Below are 20,466 nucleotides of genomic sequence, written 5' to 3' on the forward strand. Positions count from 1 at the left end.
TCCCGATGGGCGCACCGTGGTTGCCGGGCGTGTCCGTGCGGGAGGTGAGTCGTGGGCCTGCAGATCCTGCCGTTGGCCATCACCATGCTGGCCGGGCCGCAGATCATGTCGGCGATCGTGTTCGTGACGACCGCGCGACCGGTGCGGGTCTCGGTGGCGTTCGTGCTCGGCGTGCTCGTGGCGACGACGTTCGGCGTGCTCGTGGCCAGCGGGCTGGCCGCGCTGCTGGGCGGCGCTTTCCCGGTCGACGGCGAATCGCACGCGGCGGGAACGCTGGGCAAGGTCGTCCAGATCGCGTTGATGGCCCTGCTGGCCCTGCTGGCGCTGCGCAACTGGCTCCGGCGCAAGACGGCCGAGCCGCCGAAGTGGCTGGGCGCCCTGCTCGCGGCCGGTCCGGGCACCGCGCTCAAGACGGGGCTGCTGGTGGTGCTCGCGATGCCGTCCGACATCGTGATCATGCTGACGGTCGGGGTGAACCTCCAGCACCACGACGCCGGGCCGGTCGCCGCGGTCCCGTTCATCGCGGCCACCACGTTGATCGCGGCTCTGCCGCTGCTGCTGTACCTGCTGTTCCACCGGCGTGCGGTGACGGCGATGCCGAAGCTGCGGGACTGGATGAACACCCGCAGCTGGCTGGTCAACATCATCGTGTGCCTGTTCTTCATCGTCCTGATCGCCACCGGCGGCTGATCCGGACGACCTCCCCCCCGGCGAGGAAACCGCTGAGGTTCCGCTACCCGACCTGCTGCGCGGACCGAGTTCAAGGACTGGGGCGGTCAGGAGTGTTCGGCTCCGTTGAAGGGCGGGCTGGGGACGCACGGGGGTTCGACGGCGTTGTCCGGGTCCAGGGCGTTGACCACGTACTGCTCGGCGCGGCGGTCGAACGCGATGCCGATGTGGTCGGTGAGGTTGATCTCGCAGCCGTCCTGCAGCAGGACGTTGGTCACCTGCGGGCCTTCCATGAAGGCCGAGGTGTGCGGGGTGACGACCTCGTCGTACTTGGTCTGGATGACGGTGTAGTCGACGCCGGGCACCGCGTCGTCGCCGGCGTTGAGCTCGGCCATGAACTCGGAGTCCGCCAGCTGGTCGCGCACCGAGTCGCCCAGGCCGGCCTGCAGCAGTTCGGGGACGCCGGGCAGCTTCGAGAGCCCGAGCACGTCGGTGCCGTGGTTGGACGGGGACAGGCCCACCAGGTGCTCGACCTCGTCCGCGCCGCCGAGTTCGCCGAGGTAGTAGCGGGGCAGCATGCCGCCCTGCGAGTGCCCCACGATGTCGACCTTCTCGCTGCCGGTGGTGTCGCGGACCTCGTCGACGAACTCGGCGAGCTCGACGGCGGAGTCGGGTATCGCGGCGGTGCCGCCGGTGGGGAAGGCGCCGGGAGCACCGACGCCGAGCCCGCTGTCCTGGCCGTAGTTGAACGCGAACACGCAATAGCCCTCGTTGGCCAGGCGCGGCGACAGCGAATACCAGTTGAAGGTCATGTTCTCGACGGTCCCGTGCACCAGGACCACCGGTCGCGGGTGTTCCGGTGAGGGCGTGCAGGAGTCGTCGTTGGAGCCCGCGGGGGACGTTTCGGGGTGGGCCGCGGCGTGGGCGAAGGCCGCCGCCCCCGAGTTGATCACCGGGAGTTCGTCGTCGGCCGCCGCGTTCGCCGGGAAGGTCGCGCTCGCCGCCACGGCGGCCAGCACGACACCGAGCCGTCGTCTTCTCCGAGCGGTTCGCGCGGAGCCGTCACGAGTCCGGTTCGCCATTGAACCCACCACCTCTTCTGAGCGTCGTCGCACAGATCAGGGGGTTCAACTTTTGCGCGCTCAACAAAGGAGCGTTCGTGTGACCCTATTCACATGTTCGTATCCGGGAGGGCGCGTTGCCCGAGTCGACCCCGATGCGACTCGGGCAACGCGCGGGTCACCGCGGCCCCGTCGCGCGGTGACGTCTTCGGCCGGATCCCGTCAGGTGTGGTGGTGGGCCGCCGGGTGGCCGGTGCCGGAATTCTCCGCCGTTTCCGCGGTGGGCGATATCGCCGGATATCCGTGGAACTCGTCGAACATCCGGATGCGTCCGCGGCGCCGAGTTCGCTGCCGCGGAATCGGCGCGGTGCGCAGTCCTGGGGCATCCACCGCGTCGGCCACCTCGTCGCGTCGCGCAGTCGTCGGTGCGCGATAGCCGGAAGGCATTGCCCGGTCCCTCCGGCTCTGGATGCGAGTGCTCGCTGGGGAGAATAATGCCGCGGTATCGGCGAGAGGAAAACGCACGGATGCGGGTTTAGCCGGAATAATCTGAGATTTCTCTTAGCCGCGGTAGATCCGTCACGACGATGCTGCGGTAGCCGCGCTGCAGCACGTCTTGTTCGTGCAGGTCGCGCAGCGCCTTCTCCACCGTGCGCAGCCGGACCCCGGCCAGCGTCGCCAGCTCCTCGTGGTTGAGCGGCGGGCCGATCCGCCAGTTGCCGTCGGAGTCCTGCTCGCCGTAGGTGTCCACGACCTCCAGCAGCACGCGCGGCACCCGCTTGGTCGCCGAGAGGTTCGCGTTGTCGATCCGGCGGCGGTTCGCCCAGCGCAACCGGGCGTTGACCATGAGGATCATCGCGACCGCCGCATCCGCGTGCTCGCTCAGGAAGCGGCGGAAATCGGTCGACTTGATCAGCCGGGCCCTGGTGTGCGCCCCCGCGATGACCGTGGCCGACCGGGCGCGGCGTTCCAGTGCGGCCATCTCGCCCACCAGGTCACCGCCGAAGCGGATGCCGAGCAGCGTCGGGCCGCCCGACTCCGACAGCGCCTGCACCTTCGCCGAGCCGCTCAGCAGCAGCACCACGTGCGAACTGTCGTCGCCTTGGCGAAGAATCGTGTGCCCCGCTTCGAAGATGACTTCGGGGCCGAGGTCGAGCAACGTCCGCTGGGTTTCGCGGCGCAGCCGGGCGAGCAAGCTGAACTCCGGCCACTGCGCCTGAGGTGGATCAGTGATGACCGCTCCTCTCCTCCCGAAGCGCGAGGTGGCGTTCGGCCGAACGCGAATTCAGCCGAATGCGGTGCGTCCGCGGTCGCCGGTCGCCGTTCATTCTCGACCCGGCCGGGCTAAACCAGTCACCGCTGACCGGGTGGTCGCGCTCGGCGAGCGGCGGTGGAAACATCGGTCCCCCTCGCGGGGCGTTCGATTCAGCGGAGATCTTCACGAATCCCACCGCCGGATCGGGCCATTCCGGCACCAACTCACTCGTTCGGGCTAACGATTGTGTGGCTGGTGAAGCATTCGAGGCAGATCCGCCCGCCTGAAACTCCCTAGAAAGGAACCCAAAGCGGCGGCCACCACCCGTGACCGCCGCCGGTTGATCGGGTTACGACAACTCCGCCAGATGGGCGCGGGCGAATTCGCGGAAGGACCGCGGCGGCCGTCCCAGGATCTCCGCGGCGGTCGCGGTCGAACAGTCCTCCGCGCCGTCGCGAATACCGGCGTCGACCGCCCCCAAGGCCGCCGCGAACGATTCCGGCATCCCCGTGGCGCGGAACATTTCGGCGCGCTCGGCGACGCTCACCGCACGATGCCGGATCCGGCGACCGGTGACCTCGCTGAGCACCTCGGCGACCTCCGGGTACGACAGCGCCTCCGGCCCGGTGAGCAGGTGCTCGCCTTCCGGGGCGGGGCCGGTGAGCAACCGGGCGGCGACCGCGGCGATGTCCTCGGCGTCGATCCAGCCGAGCCTGCCGTCGCCTGCCGCGCTGACGAGCTCGTCGTGCTCGCGCAGGCCGACGGCCAGCGGGTGGTCCCCGAGCACGTTCTGCATGAAGCCCGATGGCCGCAGCACCGCGGACTCCGGCATCCGCCGCACCGCCCGCACCAGCTCGTCCACCCCCGGCGCTCCGGGCAGCACGATGAGCGAACCCAGCAGCACCACCCGGCGCACCCCGGCGGCGGTCGCCTCCGCCAGGAACGGCGCGACGAGCCGCATCGGTTCGAGCTCGGCCAGCGGCGGCACCAGGTACGCGGCCCGGACGCCCGCGAGCGCGGGCCGGAAGGTCGCGGGGTCGTTCCAGTCGAACCGGACCTGGCCGGGGCCGGGGTTGCGGGAGGCGACCCTGGCCTCCGGCAGCAGCCGGGACAGCGGGCGGCCGGTCTTGCCGGTTCCGCCGGTCAGCAGCACCGTCATGCCCGCGCCTCCAGCGATTCGACCAGCGCGGGCAGCTCCCCGGCTGCCTGCGCCGCCAGCACCGGGCTCCAGTAGTCCCGGTAGTGGGTGATCAGCCCGTCCCGCACGGTCAGCACCGCGATGTAGTGCATGACGTACGGCTCGCCGGTGCGCACGGTGCGGCCGTGCGCGGTGAACTCGGCGATCACCTTCTCCGGGTCGGTCGTCTCGTGCAGCTCGTAGGCGGGGAAACCGGTGATGTCCACGCGGTCCGGGTAGCCGTCGAGGTACTCGCGCATCCCGTCGCGCCCGTCGACGCGGGCGGGCGTGCCCGCGGCGAACGGGGCTTCGAAGACGATGTCCGGCGCGAACAGGTCGATCGCGCCGGCCATGTCCTTGGCCAGCAGCAGTGTGGTGAACCGGTCGATCACGTCGGCCGGTGTGGTCGGGGTGGTCACGGGTCGCTCCTCCGCGTCGGTGTCGCCGTCCACGTTCGGCGCGGCGGCGTGGCGCGGGAACGTCCGGTTCAGCCCCGGACCGGCGGTCCGTGGATGGCGGCCGGAGTCCGTGCCAGGCTGGCTCGGTGAGCAAACGGGACCTCGGCGATTTCCTGCGCACCAGGCGCGAAGCGCGCACGCCCGCGGCGGCCGGCCTGCCCCCGGGGCAGCGCAGGCGCACCCCCGGTCTGCGGCGCGAGGAGGTCGCGGTGCTGGCCGGGGTGTCGGCGAACTACTACGAGCGGCTGGAGCAGGCCCGCGGTCCGCATCCTTCGCCGCAGGTGCTGGACGCGCTGGCCGCCGCGCTGGGCATGTCCGCGACCGAGCGGGAGCACCTGGCCAGGCTCGCCGAGCACGCCCCGGCGCGCTCCGATCCGCCGGAGGAGCTGCCGTCGGCCGTGCGGCGGCTGCTGGATCGGCTCGGGACGGTGCCCGCCTACGTGCTCAACGCCCGCCACGACGTGCTCGCGTGGAACCCGGCCGCCGCGGCGCTGCTGGTGGACTTCGCCGCGCTGCCCGCGCCGGAGCGCAACATCCTCCGGCTGGCGATGAGCGGGGGCCCGCTGCGCTGCGAACCGTCCGGGGACGGCTTCACCAGGCAGGCGGCCTCCGAGCTGCGGCAGGCGTCCGCGCGCTACCCCGCGGACCGGCGGCTCGGCGAGCTGGTGCGGGATTTCGCCGCGCACAGCCCGGAATTCGCCGCGCACTGGCGGGACCAGGAGCTGGGCGTCGGCGAGGCCGTGCCCAAGCGCATCCGGCATCCCCGGCTCGGCCTGGTCGAGCTGGAGATCCTGGAACTGCGCGTGCCCGGCCACGACCACCGGGTGGTGCTGCTGACCGCCGAACCGGGGTCCGCGTCGGCCGCGAAGCTCGACGCCCTCCAGGCCGGGCCGCGGCTGCGCGCCGTGCCGTGATCGATCGTTCCCGCGCGCGTCCCCTCGCCGAGCCGGTTCTTGGGTGATCATGGGGGTTCGGGCGGGAACGGGGAGGGCGGATGGCCGACATCGATGCGGGACCGGGCGAGAGCGCCGGTCTCGAAGGCGCAGCGCGGCGGCCCGGTGACCTGGTCGCGCGGGTGCTCACCGAGGTGTTCTCCCCGGCGGTGATCGTCCTGCTGCTGCCGATCGCCGTGGCCTGGCGCGCGACGCACTCGCCGGGACCCGCGCTGGGCTGGGGCGTGTTCGTCGCGCTCACCAGCAGCGTGCTGCCGATGGCGGGGATCGTCGCGGGCTCCCGGCTGGGCTGGTGGGACGGCCACCACGTGCGCGATCGGGAGGGCAGGCTGGTGCCGTTCGGGCTGCTGATCGTGCTCAGCTCGCTCGGCCTGGTCGTGCTGGTGCTCGCGGGCGCGCCGCGGCTGATGGTGGCGCTGGACGTGGCGATGCTGTCGGCGCTGCTGGTCGTCGGCCTGATCACGGTGTGGTGGAAGGTCTCGGTGCACGCCGCCGTGGCGGCGGGAGCGACGGCGATCCTGGCCGTGGTGTTCTCGGTGTGGCTGCTGCTGCTGTGGCTGCTGACGGCGGCGGTGGGGTGGTCGCGGGTCAGGCTCGGCGACCACACCCCCGCGCAGGTGGCCGTCGGCGCCGTCATCGGCGTCGCGGCGGGCGCGGCCGGTTATCTCCTGGTCATGTGAGGCCGCCCGCGCGTCAGAGCGGGACCTCCGCGTGGACGAGCTCACCGCGCACGGCCTCGGCCGCCCCGCCGGTGGCCTCGGCGAGCCACACGTCGAAGGCGTCGAGCTCCTGCTCCGGGACCTGGACCACGAACCTGACGTGCTCCGAGTAGTCCACATCGGACACCAGGAATCCCTGCGATCGCAGGTCGTTCTCCAGCTTCCCCGCCACCAGGTAGTCCACGGCGGTCGACATCAGCCGCATCGGGCGCAGTTCGGCGAGCGCCACGTGATCCAACGCCGCCGAGACGGCCCCGCCGTAGGCGCGCACCAGGCCGCCCGCGCCGAGCAGCGTGCCGCCGAAGTACCGCGACACCACCGCGACCACGTGCGTGATCTCGTTGTGCCGCAGCACTTCCAGCATCGGCACCCCGGCCGTGCCGCCCGGCTCGCCGTCGTCGCTGGAGCGCTGGGTCCGGCCGTCCGCGCCCAGCACGTAGGCCGAGCAGTGGTGCCGCGCGTCGTGGTGCAGCCTGCGCCGCTGCGCGATGAACTCCCGCGCCTGCTCCTCCGACTCGGCTCGGGACAGCGCGCAGAGGAACCGGGACCGCTTGATCTCCAGCTCGAATTCGCCTGATCGCCGGATTGCGCGCACCCGCACCCCTTCCCATTCGCAACGCTTCTACCTGCAGTTATGGTGACCTCGATCACCTGAACACGCTCGATTCCCGTGATCCGGGCCGGTGCGCGAGGTCGATACCGCAGGTCACGGTATTCATGTGGACGTCACTCGGACGCGGTTTTCCGTTCCGCCGCCACGACACGTAACGTCCTCCCTCATGGAGCAGTCATCGAGTCCGCTGGAGCCTGGCACGCGGGTGCGTGCCTCGTTCGGCCGGTTCCGCGATCAGGTCGGCACGGTGGTTGAGACGGCATCGGGACTTCCCGAGGTCTTCGACGGCCCAGTGCTGTGGGTCCGGTTCGACGGCAGCGAGGAGCCGGGCCTGGTAGCGGGCCGCTTCCTGGAGGAAGCAGCCGCCTGACCTCCGAACGCCGGCCTCCCGCAACGGTCGGCGGCGGAACCTCCCGGCCCGCGCACGCCGAATCCGGCGAGCCACGAGCCGGGCGCCCCGGAGTCACCCCCAGATCTGCTCGGCCGCGCGCACGACCAGGCTCAGCTTCGCCACTTCCTGTTCGTAGCTCAGGGCGTTGCCCTCCTGGGTGGAGGCGAAGCCGCACTGCGGCGACAGGCACAGCTGGTCCAGGTCGACGTAGCGGGACGCCTCGTCGACGCGCCGCTTGAGGTCGTCGACGGACTCCAGCTCGGCGCTCTTGGTGGTGACCAGCCCGAGCACGACGTGCTTGCCCTTCGGCACGAAGCGCAGCGGCGCGAACCCGCCGGAGCGGGCGTCGTCGAACTCCAGGAAGAACCCGTCCACGTCGAGCTGGTTGAACAGGGCTTCGGCGACGAAGTCGTAGCCGCCCTCGGCCACCCACGACGAGCGGTAGTTCCCGCGGCACAGGTGCGTGGTCACGGCCATCGACGCGGGCCGGTCCCGGATCGAGGCGTTGATCAGCTCGATGGTGCGCAGGTGCTCGTGCTCGGCGTCGTCGCCGCGGGCGGCGAGCTGCTCGCGCTGCTTCGGGTCGTTCAAGTAGGCGAGGCTGGTGTCGTCGAGCTGCAGGTAGTGGCAGCCCAGCCCGGCCAGCGCGTGCACCTCGGCGCGGTAGGCGGCGGCGAGGTCGGCGCGGAACTCGGCGAGGTCCGGGTACACCTCCGGGTCGATCGAGGCGCGACCCCCTCGGTAGAGCACCATGCCCGGCGACGGGATGGTCAGCTTCGGCGTGGCGGTCCGGGCGCGGTCGGCGAGCGCCTTGAACGCGCCCTCGAAGATCGTGTGGTCGAGGCCGATCTTCTCATCGATCCGCATGTCGGGGGTGGCGAACTCGACGTCCCCGTCGGCGTTGTGGAACCGCACGGTCAGCGAGGAGTCCTCGACCCGGTTGATGCCGCGCAGCTGGTACAGGAAGTCCATGTGCCAGGACGCGCGGCGGAATTCGCCGTCGGTGGCGCTGGAGAGGCCGATCTCCTCCTGCATGGCCACGACGTCGGTGATGGCCTCGTCCTCGATCCGCTCCAGCTCGGCGGCGTCGATGCGCCCGGCGGTGAACTCGTCGCGGGCCGCCAGCAGGTGGGGTGGGCGGAGGAGGCTGCCGACGTGGTCGGCGCGGAACGGTGGGGCTACGCGAGGACTCATGCCCCGGCAACCTACTTCCCCGCGGAGCGGGTGACCGCACCCCGCTGTCGCCCAGTGGATTACCCTCGCGCATTACTCCATTCGAGAGATGTTCATCACTGTATGTGAGGAGCGACAACTCGGATCCGCCGGACGCTTGGGTAAAATCGGCGAGCCAGCCAGCTTCGCAGGACGGATGGATACGATGCGCGTTCTCGTCATCGGAGCCGGGATCGGTGGTCTCGCGGTGGCCAAAGGTCTCATCGACGCCGGTCACGACGTTGCGGTCTTCGAGCACGCGGACGCGCTACGCGACGGTGGCGCCGCGGTGACCGTGTGGAGCAACGGAACCGCCGCGCTCGGCCAGCTCGGCGTCACTCTGGAGGATGTCGGGCGCCCGCTGCACTCCTTGAAGTCCATCACCGACACCGGGCGGCTGCTGTGGGAAGCCGACCTGGCCGATGTCACCGAACGCCTCGGCTCGCCCACCATCGAAACCCCGCGCCGCCTGCTCACCGGCAAGATCGCCGCGGCGCTGCCCGCGCACGCGCTGCACTTCGGCCGCCGCTGCATCGCCGTCACCGAGACCCCCGAGCGGGTCATCGTGGACTTCGCCGACGGCACCAGCGCCGAAGGCGACGTGCTGATCGGCGCCGACGGGCAGCGGTCCGTGGTGCGCCGCGAAGTGCTCGGCGGCAGTCCCGCGCGTCTGACCGGCTGGGCCAGCTGGCAAGGCCTCACCCGCAGCGAGCTGCCGGTGGCGCACGGGCACCAGACCGTGAACATCGCTGGCCGCGTGGCGCACTGCGGTTTCATCCCCGCCGGTGACGGGCTGCTGCACTGGTGGTTCGACCTGCCGTGGCGGGAAGGCGACACCCCGCTGTCGTTGCGGGACCTGCGCCGCATGTTCGCCGGCTGGGCGGACCCCGTGCGCCCGCTGCTGGCCGAGGTTGGGCCGGACGACCTCGGTTTCTTCCCGCACATCCGCCACGTCGTGCCCCGCGTCTGGGGCGGAGCGCGCAGCACGCTGCTCGGCGACGCGGTGCACGCGATGCCGCCCGCGGTGGCGCAGGCCGCGAACCAGACGCTGGAGGACGCCTGGCTGCTCTCGCACCGGCTCGCCGAGGTGGAGGGCGCGCCGGAGGAGGCCCTGCGGGCCTACGAGCAGGAGCGGCGTTCCCGCGTGCTCAAGGTCTCGCGCACCGCCGCGTTCACCTCCGCGCAGCGCAGCACCCCGCTGCAGCGCGTCGGCAGGCTCCCGAAGTGGATCGCCACCCGCAGCCAGGTCGCCTCGCTGCGCTCGGGCAGCACCGTCCTCCGCCCCGTTCCTGCCTGAGCTCACGCGTTCGTGCTGTGAGTTCCCTCGTGGTGGCGCTGGAAGTCGATCAACGCGTCGAGCCGGGCGGCGGGTAGTTCGACCCCCAAGCCGGGGAGGAGCCTGCCCAGGGACTCGGGGGCGATGGTGGTGCTCTCCCGGGGGGCGGTCGGGCGCTCCACCGTGGACGTCCGGCCCCCCAGGCGGTTTCACCGGCTCGTCGGCGATCACGTCGAGTCCGTGGCCGGGGTGCGGTCCGAGGATCGCGTCGATGTTCTCGAACGGGATCGTGCGCACGTGCGCTTCGTGCAGGCCCCGCAGCGCTTCCGCCGACGGAGGCAGTCGCGGCTGGTCGATCCGGCGCAGGTAGGCCTCGACGTCGAGGGAGCCGGTGGACCACGGGTCGTCGGTGCTGTCGTGTTCACGGCATCGATGCTGAACTTTCGAGTCCGCTGCGAGTCAACCCGCTCCGGACGTGCGAAAGCCCGCTCGACGCGAGGTCGAGCGGGCTTTCCGGCCGCTGCGGGATCAGGCGCCGAGGACGTCCGGGTCCGGGCCGACGCGGGTCCCGGTGTCCAGGCCCGCGATGACCGCGAGGTCGTCGTCGGCGAGCTCGAAGTCGAACACCTGGATGTTCTCCCGGATGCGCGACGGTGTCGCCGACTTCGGGATGACCACGTTGCCGAGCTGGATGTGCCAGCGCAGCACGATCTGCGCGGGGCTCTTGCCGTACTTCTCCGCCAGCGAACCCAGCGTCGGGTCCTCCAGCAGTCCCTTGCCCTGGCCGATCGGGCTCCACGCCTCGGTGAGGATGCCGTGCTCGCGGTGGAACGCGCGCAGGTCGCCCTGCTGGAGGTTCGGGTGCAGCTCGATCTGGTTCAGGGCGGGCACCACGTCGGTCTCCTCGAACAACCGGCGCAGGTGCGGGATCTGGAAGTTCGAGACGCCGATGGACTTCGCGCGGCCGTCGGCGCGCAGCTTCTCGAACGCCTTCCACGTGTCGACGTACTTGTCCTGGCCGGCGGCGGGCCAGTGGATCAAGTACAGGTCGACGTAGTCCAAGCCGAGCTTGCCGATGCTGTCGTCGAACGCCTTCAGGGTGCTGTCGTAGCCCTGCTGGTCGTTCCACAGCTTGGTGGTGACGAACAGGTCCTCACGCCGCACACCTGATTCGGCGATCGCCTTGCCGACGCCTTCCTCGTTGCCGTAAACAGCAGCGGTGTCGATGCTGCGGTACCCGGCCTCGATAGCCGTGGCCACCGGCTCGATCACTTCGTCCGGCGGCACCTGGAAGACGCCGAAGCCGAGTTGCGGGATCGCCGCGCCGGTGTTGAGGGTGAGGTTCGGAACCTGGGTCATCTACTCGTTCCTCCCAAGGGGTCGAACGTTGCCGGGGCATCCGCGACCTCGCCCGCGGATCACCACTCGGTGCAACCCGCCCGCCGGGCCGCGGATTCCCGGTTCGAGGCGCCCTCCATCACAGCACGCACCCCGACCGGAAGCTATCCGGCGAACCAGCGGCGCCCCTGCCTCCGAGCGGTTTCAGGACCTTCGTCCCGGACGCGAACGGGGCCGGCCACCGCGTGGGTGACCGGCCCCGTTTCGTTCGAGGGTGCTCAGTGCGCGGGGGTGGCCGCCGGGGCCTCCGCCCGCTCGGTCTCGCAGCGGTGCGAGGCGACGACGTCGCCGGAGCGCGGCGTCCGGTCCAGCCAACCGGACAGCAGCGCGAAGCCGAGCCCGATCACGGCCAGGATCGCACCGACCCAGCTGGGCGCCGTCAAGCCGAACCCGCCCGCGATGACCAGGCCGCCGAGGTAGGCGCCGAGCGAGTTGGCGATGTTGAACGTGGACTGGATGCTCGCCGAGCCCAGCGCGGGGGCCTCCTTGGCCTTGTCCAGGATGCGCGCCTGGATGCTGGGGATCGCGGCGAAACCGGCCAGCCCGACCACGAACACGTTGATCGAGGTCAGCGCCATGCTCTGCGCGGTGACCAGGAAGGTCAGCAGCGACACCGCGAGCAGCGAGAGGAAGACGTACAGCGTCCGCATCGGAGCCCGGTCGGCGAGCCGCCCGCCGATGATGGTGCCCGCGGTCATGCCCACGCCGAACAGCGCCAGCAGTGCCGTGGCCATCGTGGGCGTGAAGCCGGTGACGTCGGTGAGCAGCGGCTTGATGTAGCTGTAGAAGGAGAACGTGGCGGCGAAGCCGAACACGACGACGGCGAACGCCAGCCACACCTGCGGGCGCTTGAAGGCGACGAGCTCGCCGCGCAGGCTCACGTCGGTCGGCTTGGGCTGCTGCGGCACCAGGGCGGCGACGGCGATCAGGGCGATCACGCCGATGACCGCGACCACGCCGAAGGTGAAGCGCCATCCGAAGGACTGGCCGAGCAGGGTGCCGAGCGGGACGCCGACGATGTTGGCGACGGTGAGGCCGATGAACATCATCGAGATGGCCTGGGCGCGCTTGTCCCGCGCGACCAGCCCGGCGGCGACGACCGCGCCGACGCCGAAGAAGGTGCCGTGCGGCAGCCCGGCGATGAACCGGGAGGCCAGCAGCGTCTCGTGAGTGGGGGCGAACGCGGAGGCCAGGTTCCCGACGACGAACAGGGCCATCATGCTGATCAGCATGGTCTTGCGCCGGACGCGCATGCCGCCCGCGGTGAGCAGCGGCGCACCGACGACGACGCCCAGCGCGTACAGCGAGATGTAGCCGCTGGCGTCGGACAGGGACACGTGCAGGTTCGAGGCCACTTCGGGCAGCAGCCCCATCATGACGAACTCGGTGGTTCCAATGCCGAAAGCTGCGATGGCCAGTGCCAACAGGGCAATGGGCAAGGAGGTCTCCTGAATGCGAAAGTGCCGGACCGGGTCAGTGCCCCGAACCCGCCTTCCGGCTGAGGGCGCGCGTGATCCCCGCTGCTGTGGCGGTCGTCGGTGCTCGGAGCTCTCTCAGGAAGACCGGCTGTCGCTGGCGGCTCCCCGGGCACGTTCAACACTAGTGCCCGCCGATGGTGTTCCCGGCGGGACTATGAAGCGGACCACTGCCGCGCGGGCCGGTTTCCACTCGTTCGGTTCAGTGCGAACGCGCCATGGGAGGCATCGGCCACAGTGGAGCGGGCGTTACGGTTCCGACCCTTACTTGAAACGATTTGTGCGAGGTCAGTTCGTCGGGCGTGCCGCGTTGTGCAGTGTGCCCAATTCGTCCCGTTGTCCTTTGTGGACGTTTGAATCCCGATAGCGGAGGCGCCTCGAGATGATCCATTGCGACGGGTCCGCGAGTTGATCTGTGAATGCGCCGCGCACCGCGCGGGAATCGTTTCCCGGAGATCACCGCGCGATTCGCGAGATCACACCTCTTCGGAAGCGGAGTGCCGGCCGCCCACGTGCGCCTCCACCTCCATCCGGCGCCGCATGTGCGGGTAGTGCAGCTCGAACGCGGGCCGGACCGACCGGATGCGCGGCAGCTCCGTGAAGTTGTGCCGAGGCGGCGGGCAGGACGTCGCCCACTCCAGCGAGTTCCCGTGCCCCCACGGGTCGTCCACGTCGGCCTTCGTCCCGAACCGGTAGCTGGCGAACACGTTCCACAGGAACGGCAGCATCGAGGCGCCCAGGATGAACGCGCCCACGGTCGAGGCGACGTTCATGCCGGTGAAGCCGTCCGTGGGCAGGTAGTCCGCGTAGCGCCGCGGCATGCCCGCCCCGCCCAGCCAGTGCTGCACCAGGAACGTCGTGTGGAAACCGATGAACGTGAGCCAGAAGTGGATCTTGCCGAGGCGTTCGTCCATCATCCGGCCGGTCATCTTCGGGAACCAGAAGTACATGCCGGCGAACACCGCGAACACGATCGTCCCGAACAGCACGTAGTGGAAGTGCGCCACCACGAAGTACGTGTCGTGCACGTGGAAGTCCAGCGGCGGCGCGGCCAGCAGCACACCGGTGAGCCCGCCCAGCAGGAACGTCGCCAGGAACCCGACGGCGAACAGCATGGGCGTCTCGAACGTGATCTGCCCGCGCCACATCGTGCCGATCCAGTTGAAGAACTTCACCCCCGTCGGCACCGCGATCAGGAACGTCGTGAACGAGAAGAACGGCAGCAGCACCGCGCCGGTCGCGAACATGTGGTGCGCCCACACCACCACCGACAGCACCCCGATGAGCAGCGTCGCGTACACCAGGCCGGTGTAGCCGAACAGGGGTTTGCGGCTGAACACGGGGAGGATCTCGGTGACGATGCCGAAGAACGGCAGCGCCACGATGTAGACCTCCGGATGCCCGAAGAACCAGAACAGGTGCTGGTAGGCGATCGCCCCGCCGGTGGCCGGGTCGAACACGTGCGCCCCGAAGTGCCGGTCCGCTAGCAACCCGAACAGCGCGGCGGTCAGGATCGGGAACGCCATCAGGATCAGGATGCTGGTCACCAGGATGTTCCAGGTGAAGATCGGCATCCGCCACATCGTCATGCCCGGAGCGCGCATGCACACCGTCGTCGTGATCATGTTGACCCCGCCGAGGATGGTGCCCAGCCCGCTGACCAGCAGTCCCGTGATCCACAGGTCGCCGCCGAGGCCCCCGCTGTAGATCGAGCGCGACAGCGGCGCGTACGCGGTCCAGCCGAAGTCCGCCGCCCCGCCCGGCATCACCAGCCCGCTCACGACCATCAGCCCGCCGAACAGGAACAACCAGTACGAGAACGCGTTGAGCCGCGGGAACGCCACGTCGGGGGCGCCGATCTGCAGCGGCAGGATGATGTTCGCGAAGCCGAACACGATCGGCGTCGCGAACAGCAGCAGCATGATCGTGCCGTGCATGGTGAACAGCTGGTTGTACTGCTCCTGGGACAGGAACTGGAGTCCCGGCTGGGCCAGTTCGCCGCGGATGAGCAGGGCCATCGCTCCGCCGACGATGAAGAAGCCGAAGGCCGTGGCCAGGTAGAGCTTGCCGATCTCCTTCGGGTCGGTGGTGCCCAGCATGCCGAGGAGCTTGGCGCCCTTCGCCGGGTGCTCGACGCTGTGCGCGCGGGTCGGGATCGGGGACGGCCGTTCGTGCACGGTGGCCATGCGTGCTCCTCTGGAAGTGGGCTCCGCTGATCGGCTAGGTCGCTGCTGAGCTGCGCGAACGAGGCCTCGTCGTCCAGTCTTGACCCGGTCCGGAGGAGCGGCAATCCGGTCCGCGGCCGGACTCGGGACGACCGGTCCTTGAGCGGGAGCGCCCGGTCTGCTCGGCTCGTCATCGACGCCGCCGCGCCGCCTGGTGCGGCGGGCAGGAACTCGGAGGGAACCACATGGCACTGACCTTGGGCGGCGGACCGCTCATGACTCGCCCGCCGGAGGCGGTCAACTACCGGATCGACGGACCCCCGCACCGGTTGTTCCTGCACGACTTCCCGCGCAGGGTCCGGGCGCTGTTCGGAGGTGAGGTGGTGCTCGACAGCGATCGCGCGCGGCTGCTGCACGAGAGCAACCTGCTCCCGCAGCTCTACGTGCCCGCCGAGGACGTGCGGACGGACCTGCTGCAACCGACCTCGCACAGCACGCACTGCCCGTTCAAGGGCGACGCGGCGTACCACTCGGTGCGGGCGGGCGATCGGATCGCGGAGAACGCGATGTGGCACTACCCGCGGCCGACGGAGGCGGCGCCGTGGCTGGAGGGCCTCGTCGCCCTCTACTGGGGCTCGATGGACGCCTGGTTCGACGAGGACGAGGAGGTCTTCGCCCACATCCGCGACCCGTACCACCGGGTCGACGTCCGCGGCACCGGCAGGCACGTGCGGGTGCTGGCCGGGGACGTGGTCGTCGCGGAGAGCAGGCGCGCGAAGCTGCTGTCCGAGACGGGGTTGCCGAACCGCTACTACCTGCCCCGCGAGGACGTGCGCACCGAGCTGCTGGAGCCGAGCGCGACGCACACCACCTGCCCGTACAAGGGCACCGCCTCCTACGCGACGCTGCGGGCGGGCGAGCAGCGCCTGCCGGACGCGGCGTGGTCGTACCCGGAGCCGCTCGACGGCGCCCTCGCCATCGCCGACCGGCTCTGCTTCCTGGCCGAGGGCCTCACCACCGAGATCGACGGCGAACCGTTTTGAGGTCCTGTCCGTGAGCGTGATCGTTGGCTCGTCAGCGGCGAAGCCGCTGAGCAGCGACCACTCTGCCCACCGGTACCGCAGCTGAGGTTCCGCCACCCGGCCGCCCGAGCGACGAGACCAGCGGACGCCTCAGCCGGTCAGTGCGGACATGGCCATGCGGTGCAGCAGCGCGGTCATGGCGGCGGTGCCGAGGTGCGCGCTGTAAGGCGTGGAGTTGATCAGGCCGAGCACCGCGTGCACGGTGGCGCGCGCGGTGGCCGGATCGAGCTCGGGCCGCGCCAGGCGCAGCACTTCCACCCACACCTCCACGTAGCCGCGCTGGGCCTCTCGAACGCGGTGCCGCTCGTCCGCGGCGAGGCTGTCCAGGTCGCGCAGGTGCACGCTGATGAGCGCCGGGTTGGTGAGGGCGAACTCGACGTGCCTGCGCACCAGTTCGTCCAGCGTGCGCAGCGGTTCGGCGGTGGAGCTCGCCCGGCTGCGCCCGGCGTCGAGCAGTCGGTCGCTGATGCCGGTGAGCATCTCGGCGAGCATCGCGTCCTTGCCGCGGAAGTGCCGGTACAGCGCAGGGCCGGAGATGCCGACGGCCCGGCCGATGTCGTCGATGCCCACGCCGTGGAATCCGTAGCGCGCGAACAGCTCCGCCGCGGCGTCGAGGATCTGCTCGCGGCGGCTCGGTCGGGAGGTGGCCGGTTCGGTCATCGGCGCCGATACTAGACGCCGAGGTTAGTCGTCGTTAACATCTGGGCAGCAGTTAACGATGACTAACTCGACCGGATTCAGCCTGAGCGGGAGGAACGTCGGTGGATGCGCCCGTCCTGACCAGCACGATCGATGCGGAGGCCGAACGGCCCGCCCGGTTCGCCGCCGAGCACGCGGCGCTGGTCGACGACCTCAACGCCCGGCTCGCGACGACCCGGCTCGGCGGCCCGGAGAAGTCCCGCCTGCGTCACGTCGACCGCGGCAAGCTGCTGCCCCGCGACCGGGTGGACGCGCTGCTGGACCGGGGCTCGCCGTTCCTGGAGCTGTCCCCGCTGGCCGCGCACGAGCTCTACGACGGGGACGCGCCATCGGCGGGGATCATCACCGGCATCGGCCGCGTCTCCGGGCGCGAATGCGTGATCGTCGCCAACGACGCCACCGTCAAGGGCGGCACCTACTACCCGATGACGGTCAAGAAGCACCTGCGCGCCCAAGAGGTCGCGCTGCACAACAACCTGCCCTGCTTGTACCTGGTGGACTCCGGTGGCGCGTTCCTACCCAGGCAGGACGAGGTGTTCCCGGACCGCGAGCACTTCGGGCGGATCTTCTTCAACCAGGCCACCATGTCCGCGCGCGGCATCCCGCAGATCGCCGCCGTGCTCGGCTCCTGCACCGCAGGCGGCGCCTACGTGCCCGCGATGAGCGATGAAGCGGTGATCGTGCGCGAGCAGGGCACGATCTTCCTCGGCGGCCCGCCGCTGGTGAAGGCCGCGACCGGCGCCGAGGTGACCGCCGAGGAGCTCGGCGGCGGCGACCTGCACTCGCGGACCTCCGGCGTCACCGACCACCTCGCGGAGGACGACGCGGACGCGCTGCGCATCGTGCGCTCCATCGTCGACACCCTCGGTCCGCGCGCGCCGCGGCCGTGGGAGGTGCTGGCGCCCGAGGAGCCCGCGGTGTCCCCGGACGACCTCTACGCCGCCGTGCCCACTGACAGCCGCACCCCCTACGACGTGCACGAGGTCATCGCGCGGATCGTCGACGGCAGCCGGTTCCAGGAGTTCAAGCGCGACTACGGCACCACGCTGGTCACCGGCTTCGCCCGGCTGCACGGGCATCCGGTGGGGATCGTCGCCAACAACGGGATCTTGTTCGGCGAGTCGGCGCTCAAGGGCGCGCACTTCATCGAGCTCTGCGACAAGCGCTCGATCCCGCTGGTGTTCCTGCAGAACATCTCCGGGTTCATGGTCGGCCAGGAGTACGAGGCGGGCGGCATCGCCAAGCACGGCGCGAAGATGGTCACCGCCGTGGCCTGCGCGCGGGTGCCGAAGTTCACCGTGGTCATCGGCGGCTCGTTCGGCGCGGGCAACTACTCGATGTGCGGGCGCGCGTATTCGCCGCGGTTCCTGTGGATGTGGCCGAACGCGCGGGTCTCCGTGATGGGTGGGGAGCAGGCCGCGTCGGTGCTGGCCACCGTGCGCCGCGACCAGTTCGACGCGCGCGGCGAGCACTGGTCCGACGAGGCCGAGGACGAGTTCAAGAACCCCATCCGCGAGCAGTACGAGCAGCAGGGGCATCCGTACTACTCGACGGCGCGGTTGTGGGACGACGGCGTGATCGACCCGAAGCAGACCCGGTCCGTGCTGGGGCTTGCGCTGTCGGTCGCGGCGAACGCGCCGCTGGACCCGGTCGGCTACGGCGTCTTCCGGATGTGACTTCTCGGAATGGTCTGCGTAGCTGGTCGCTCAGCGGAACCTCAACCGCTGAGACCCGCCGGTGGTCGCTGCTCAGCGGTTCCGCCGCTGGCAGGGCGAACGACCGGGATCGAGCTGGGTTCAACGGGATTGTCCATGTGTGCCAACGGAACGAGGTGAGTGCGGTGGCGAGCGAGGCGGTGCCGGCCGAGGGTGGCCGGATCGATGCGGTGCTGGTGGCGAACCGCGGTGAGATCGCGGTGCGGGTGATCCGCACCCTGCGTGCGCTGGGCATCCGGGCCATCGCCGTGCACAGCGACGCCGATCGCGACGCCCGGCACGTCGCCGAAGCCGACACCTCCGTCCACATCGGACCGAGCAGCGCCGCGCAGAGCTACCTGTCCGTGCGGCGGGTCGTGGACGCGGCGGTGCGCTCCGGGGCGCAGGCCGTGCACCCCGGCTACGGATTCCTGTCCGAGAACACCGAGTTCGCGCGAGCCTGCGCCGAAGCCGGGCTCCTGTTCATCGGGCCACCGGCCGCGGCGATCGAGGCGATGGGCGACAAGATCCGCGCCAAGGCCACCGTCACCGAAGCCGGCGTGCCCGTCGTGCCCGGCCGCAGCGACCCGGACATGACCGACGCCGACCTGGTCGGCGCCGCGCGCGACGTGGGGTTCCCGGTGCTGCTCAAGCCTTCCGCGGGTGGCGGCGGGAAGGGCATGCGGCTGGTGTCGGACCCCGCGGAGCTGCCCGCGCAGATCGTCTCGGCCCGGCGGGAGGCGGGCGCGGCCTTCGGCGACGACACGCTGTTCGTGGAGCGCTTCGTAGCCCGTCCCCGGCACATCGAGGTGCAGGTCCTCGCCGACGCGCACGGCGGCGTGGTGCACCTCGGTGAACGCGAGTGCAGCCTGCAGCGCCGCCACCAGAAGATCATCGAAGAGGCGCCGTCGGCGTTGCTCGACGAGCAGACCCGGCAGCGCATCGGGGCCGCCGCGGTCTCCGTCGCGCGCTCGGTCGGCTACGTCGGCGCGGGCACCGTGGAGTTCATCGTCTCCGCCGACCGGCCGGAGGACTTCTTCTTCATGGAGATGAACACCCGGCTGCAGGTGGAGCACCCGGTGACCGAGCTCGTCACCACCGTCGGCGGCCGGCGCGGCTTCGACCTCGTCGAGTGGCAGGTCCGGATCGCCGGGGGCGAGCGGCTGCCGTTCGCGCAGGAGGACCTGTCGCTGGAGGGTCACGCCGTGGAGGCCCGCGTCTACGCCGAAGACCCCGCCCGCGGTTTCCTGCCCAGCGGCGGGCGGGTGCTGGCGGTGCACGAACCCGCCGGTGCGCGGGTCGATTCCGGCATCTCGGCGGGCACGATCGTCGGCTCGGACTACGACCCGATGCTGGCCAAGGTGATCACCTGGGGCCCGGATCGCGGCGCTGCGCTGCGCAGGCTCGACGCCGCGCTGGCCGAGACCGCGGTGCTCGGCGTGACCACGAACGTCGCGTTCCTGCGAGCGCTGCTCGGCCACCCCGAGGTGCGCGCGGGCGAACTCGACACCGGGCTCGTCGAGCGGAACCTGGCGGAGCTCTCCGCCGACCCGGTGCGCCCGGAGGTGCTGGTCGCCGCGGCGCTCGCCGACCTCGCCGCCGCCGAACCCGCCGCCGTCGTCGACCCGTGGGACGTGCCCGGCGGTTGGCGGCTCGGCGAACCCGCCTGGAGCGTGTGGCGCTACGCCGACGCCGAGGTCCGGGTGCGCGGTCGCGCGGCCGACGCGGAGGTCTCGCTGGACGGCGAGGCGGGACCGGCGAGCGCGGTGCTGCACGGCGACCGGCTCACCGTCACCTACCGCTCCCTCGTCCGCCGCTACCGCTGGGCGCGCGACGGCGACACCACCTGGCTCGCCGCGGACGGCCGCACCTGGGCCGTCACCGAGCACCGGCTGCTCGCCGAACGCGCCGAACGCGGCGCCGGTTCGGGCGGTGCGATCACCAGCCCGATGCCGGGGACCGTGCTGTCCGTCGAGATCACCGCGGGCCAAGAAGTCCGAAAAGGACAGACGTTGTTCGTGGTGGAGGCGATGAAGATGGAGCACACCGTCACCGCCCCGCTGGACGGGACCGTCACCTCGGTCGCCGCCCGCACCGGAACACCGGTGGCGCTCGACGAAGCGCTCGCCGTGCTCACCGCCCACCCCTCTCATCCCGAGGAGCCCTGAC

The 20,466-nt window shown here is 70.8% G+C and carries 20 protein-coding genes; 8 read left to right on the top strand and 12 right to left on the bottom strand.

Annotated features, from left to right (window positions below; genetic code table 11):
- The first annotated feature begins 51 nt into the window (after positions 1 to 51).
- Positions 52 to 690, top strand: a complete 639-nt coding sequence (locus OOZ19_RS00825) for a GAP family protein (protein WP_266087088.1) — start codon at positions 52 to 54, stop codon at positions 688 to 690.
- An 86-nt stretch (positions 691 to 776) separates the two neighbouring features.
- Here the strand turns inward: OOZ19_RS00825 and OOZ19_RS00830 are convergent, their stop codons facing one another.
- The 5 genes from OOZ19_RS00830 to OOZ19_RS00850 all read right to left on the bottom strand — a co-directional run bounded on the left by OOZ19_RS00830 (position 777) and on the right by OOZ19_RS00850 (position 4,581).
- Positions 777 to 1,751: an esterase/lipase family protein gene (locus OOZ19_RS00830; protein ID WP_266087090.1), complete on the bottom strand. Its 975-nt coding sequence runs from the start codon at positions 1,749 to 1,751 to the stop codon at positions 777 to 779.
- A gap of 201 nt (positions 1,752 to 1,952) precedes the next feature.
- Entirely contained in the window at positions 1,953 to 2,177 is a 225-nt protein-coding gene (locus OOZ19_RS00835) for a hypothetical protein (protein WP_266087092.1), read from the bottom strand.
- Between the two features lie 88 nt (positions 2,178 to 2,265).
- Positions 2,266 to 2,925 carry a Crp/Fnr family transcriptional regulator gene (locus tag OOZ19_RS00840; protein WP_266087094.1) on the bottom strand — a complete coding sequence of 220 codons (660 nt, stop codon included), beginning with the start codon at positions 2,923 to 2,925 and terminating at the stop codon, positions 2,266 to 2,268.
- Positions 2,926 to 3,334: 409 nt separating this feature from the next.
- A complete protein-coding gene (locus OOZ19_RS00845) occupies positions 3,335 to 4,144 on the bottom strand; it encodes a Rossmann-fold NAD(P)-binding domain-containing protein (protein ID WP_266087095.1) in 810 nt (269 codons plus the stop codon).
- Complete coding sequence (locus OOZ19_RS00850; protein ID WP_266087097.1) at positions 4,141 to 4,581, bottom strand: nuclear transport factor 2 family protein; 441 nt, start codon at positions 4,579 to 4,581, stop codon at positions 4,141 to 4,143. Before OOZ19_RS00850 ends, OOZ19_RS00845 begins: the two co-directional genes overlap by 4 nt.
- A gap of 125 nt (positions 4,582 to 4,706) precedes the next feature.
- Here OOZ19_RS00850 and OOZ19_RS00855 point away from each other — a divergent pair, with 125 nt between their 5' ends.
- Positions 4,707 to 5,534 carry a helix-turn-helix transcriptional regulator gene (locus OOZ19_RS00855; protein WP_266087099.1) on the top strand — a complete coding sequence of 276 codons (828 nt, stop codon included), beginning with the start codon at positions 4,707 to 4,709 and terminating at the stop codon, positions 5,532 to 5,534.
- A gap of 80 nt (positions 5,535 to 5,614) precedes the next feature.
- Positions 5,615 to 6,253 (top strand): hypothetical protein, encoded by a 639-nt coding sequence (locus OOZ19_RS00860; RefSeq protein WP_266087101.1) that lies wholly within the window; start codon positions 5,615 to 5,617, stop codon positions 6,251 to 6,253.
- Between the two features lie 13 nt (positions 6,254 to 6,266).
- Here the strand turns inward: OOZ19_RS00860 and OOZ19_RS00865 are convergent, their stop codons facing one another.
- Positions 6,267 to 6,887, bottom strand: a complete 621-nt coding sequence (locus OOZ19_RS00865) for a YigZ family protein (protein WP_266087103.1) — start codon at positions 6,885 to 6,887, stop codon at positions 6,267 to 6,269.
- Positions 6,888 to 7,071: 184 nt separating this feature from the next.
- Here OOZ19_RS00865 and OOZ19_RS00870 point away from each other — a divergent pair, with 184 nt between their 5' ends.
- Complete coding sequence (locus OOZ19_RS00870; RefSeq protein WP_184484485.1) at positions 7,072 to 7,275, top strand: hypothetical protein; 204 nt, start codon at positions 7,072 to 7,074, stop codon at positions 7,273 to 7,275.
- A 93-nt stretch (positions 7,276 to 7,368) separates the two neighbouring features.
- On the opposite strand, the gene OOZ19_RS00875 is transcribed toward OOZ19_RS00870, so the two are convergent.
- Entirely contained in the window at positions 7,369 to 8,490 is a 1,122-nt protein-coding gene (locus tag OOZ19_RS00875; protein WP_266087107.1) for a 5-methyltetrahydropteroyltriglutamate--homocysteine S-methyltransferase, read from the bottom strand.
- Positions 8,491 to 8,674: 184 nt separating this feature from the next.
- On the opposite strand from OOZ19_RS00875, the gene OOZ19_RS00880 reads away from it, so the two are divergent.
- Positions 8,675 to 9,805, top strand: coding sequence for an FAD-dependent monooxygenase (locus tag OOZ19_RS00880; RefSeq protein ID WP_266087109.1), 1,131 nt, complete (start codon positions 8,675 to 8,677; stop codon positions 9,803 to 9,805).
- Between the two features lie 2 nt (positions 9,806 to 9,807).
- On the opposite strand, the gene OOZ19_RS00885 is transcribed toward OOZ19_RS00880, so the two are convergent.
- The 4 genes from OOZ19_RS00885 to ctaD all read right to left on the bottom strand — a co-directional run bounded on the left by OOZ19_RS00885 (position 9,808) and on the right by ctaD (position 14,843).
- Positions 9,808 to 9,966 (bottom strand): hypothetical protein, encoded by a 159-nt coding sequence (locus OOZ19_RS00885; protein WP_266087111.1) that lies wholly within the window; start codon positions 9,964 to 9,966, stop codon positions 9,808 to 9,810.
- A 346-nt stretch (positions 9,967 to 10,312) separates the two neighbouring features.
- On the bottom strand, positions 10,313 to 11,143 hold the full coding sequence (locus OOZ19_RS00890; protein WP_266087113.1) for an aldo/keto reductase: 831 nt from the start codon (positions 11,141 to 11,143) through the stop codon (positions 10,313 to 10,315).
- A gap of 257 nt (positions 11,144 to 11,400) precedes the next feature.
- On the bottom strand, positions 11,401 to 12,621 hold the full coding sequence (locus OOZ19_RS00895) for an MFS transporter (protein ID WP_266087116.1): 1,221 nt from the start codon (positions 12,619 to 12,621) through the stop codon (positions 11,401 to 11,403).
- Between the two features lie 512 nt (positions 12,622 to 13,133).
- On the bottom strand, positions 13,134 to 14,843 hold the full coding sequence (ctaD, locus tag OOZ19_RS00900) for an aa3-type cytochrome oxidase subunit I (protein ID WP_266087118.1): 1,710 nt from the start codon (positions 14,841 to 14,843) through the stop codon (positions 13,134 to 13,136).
- Between the two features lie 224 nt (positions 14,844 to 15,067).
- Between ctaD and OOZ19_RS00905 the strand changes: the two genes are divergently transcribed.
- Positions 15,068 to 15,865 carry a DUF427 domain-containing protein gene (locus tag OOZ19_RS00905; RefSeq protein ID WP_266087120.1) on the top strand — a complete coding sequence of 266 codons (798 nt, stop codon included), beginning with the start codon at positions 15,068 to 15,070 and terminating at the stop codon, positions 15,863 to 15,865.
- A 129-nt stretch (positions 15,866 to 15,994) separates the two neighbouring features.
- Here the strand turns inward: OOZ19_RS00905 and OOZ19_RS00910 are convergent, their stop codons facing one another.
- Positions 15,995 to 16,564, bottom strand: coding sequence for an SACE_7040 family transcriptional regulator (locus OOZ19_RS00910; protein WP_266087122.1), 570 nt, complete (start codon positions 16,562 to 16,564; stop codon positions 15,995 to 15,997).
- A 101-nt stretch (positions 16,565 to 16,665) separates the two neighbouring features.
- On the opposite strand from OOZ19_RS00910, the gene OOZ19_RS00915 reads away from it, so the two are divergent.
- Complete coding sequence (locus OOZ19_RS00915) at positions 16,666 to 18,279, top strand: carboxyl transferase domain-containing protein (protein WP_266087124.1); 1,614 nt, start codon at positions 16,666 to 16,668, stop codon at positions 18,277 to 18,279.
- A gap of 164 nt (positions 18,280 to 18,443) precedes the next feature.
- A complete protein-coding gene (locus tag OOZ19_RS00920) occupies positions 18,444 to 20,465 on the top strand; it encodes an acetyl/propionyl/methylcrotonyl-CoA carboxylase subunit alpha (RefSeq protein WP_266087127.1) in 2,022 nt (673 codons plus the stop codon).
- Position 20,466: the final 1 nt, after the last annotated feature.

Origin of the sequence: Saccharopolyspora sp. NFXS83 (genome assembly GCF_026241095.1) — a bacterium.
GTDB lineage: Bacteria > Actinomycetota > Actinomycetes > Mycobacteriales > Pseudonocardiaceae > Saccharopolyspora_C.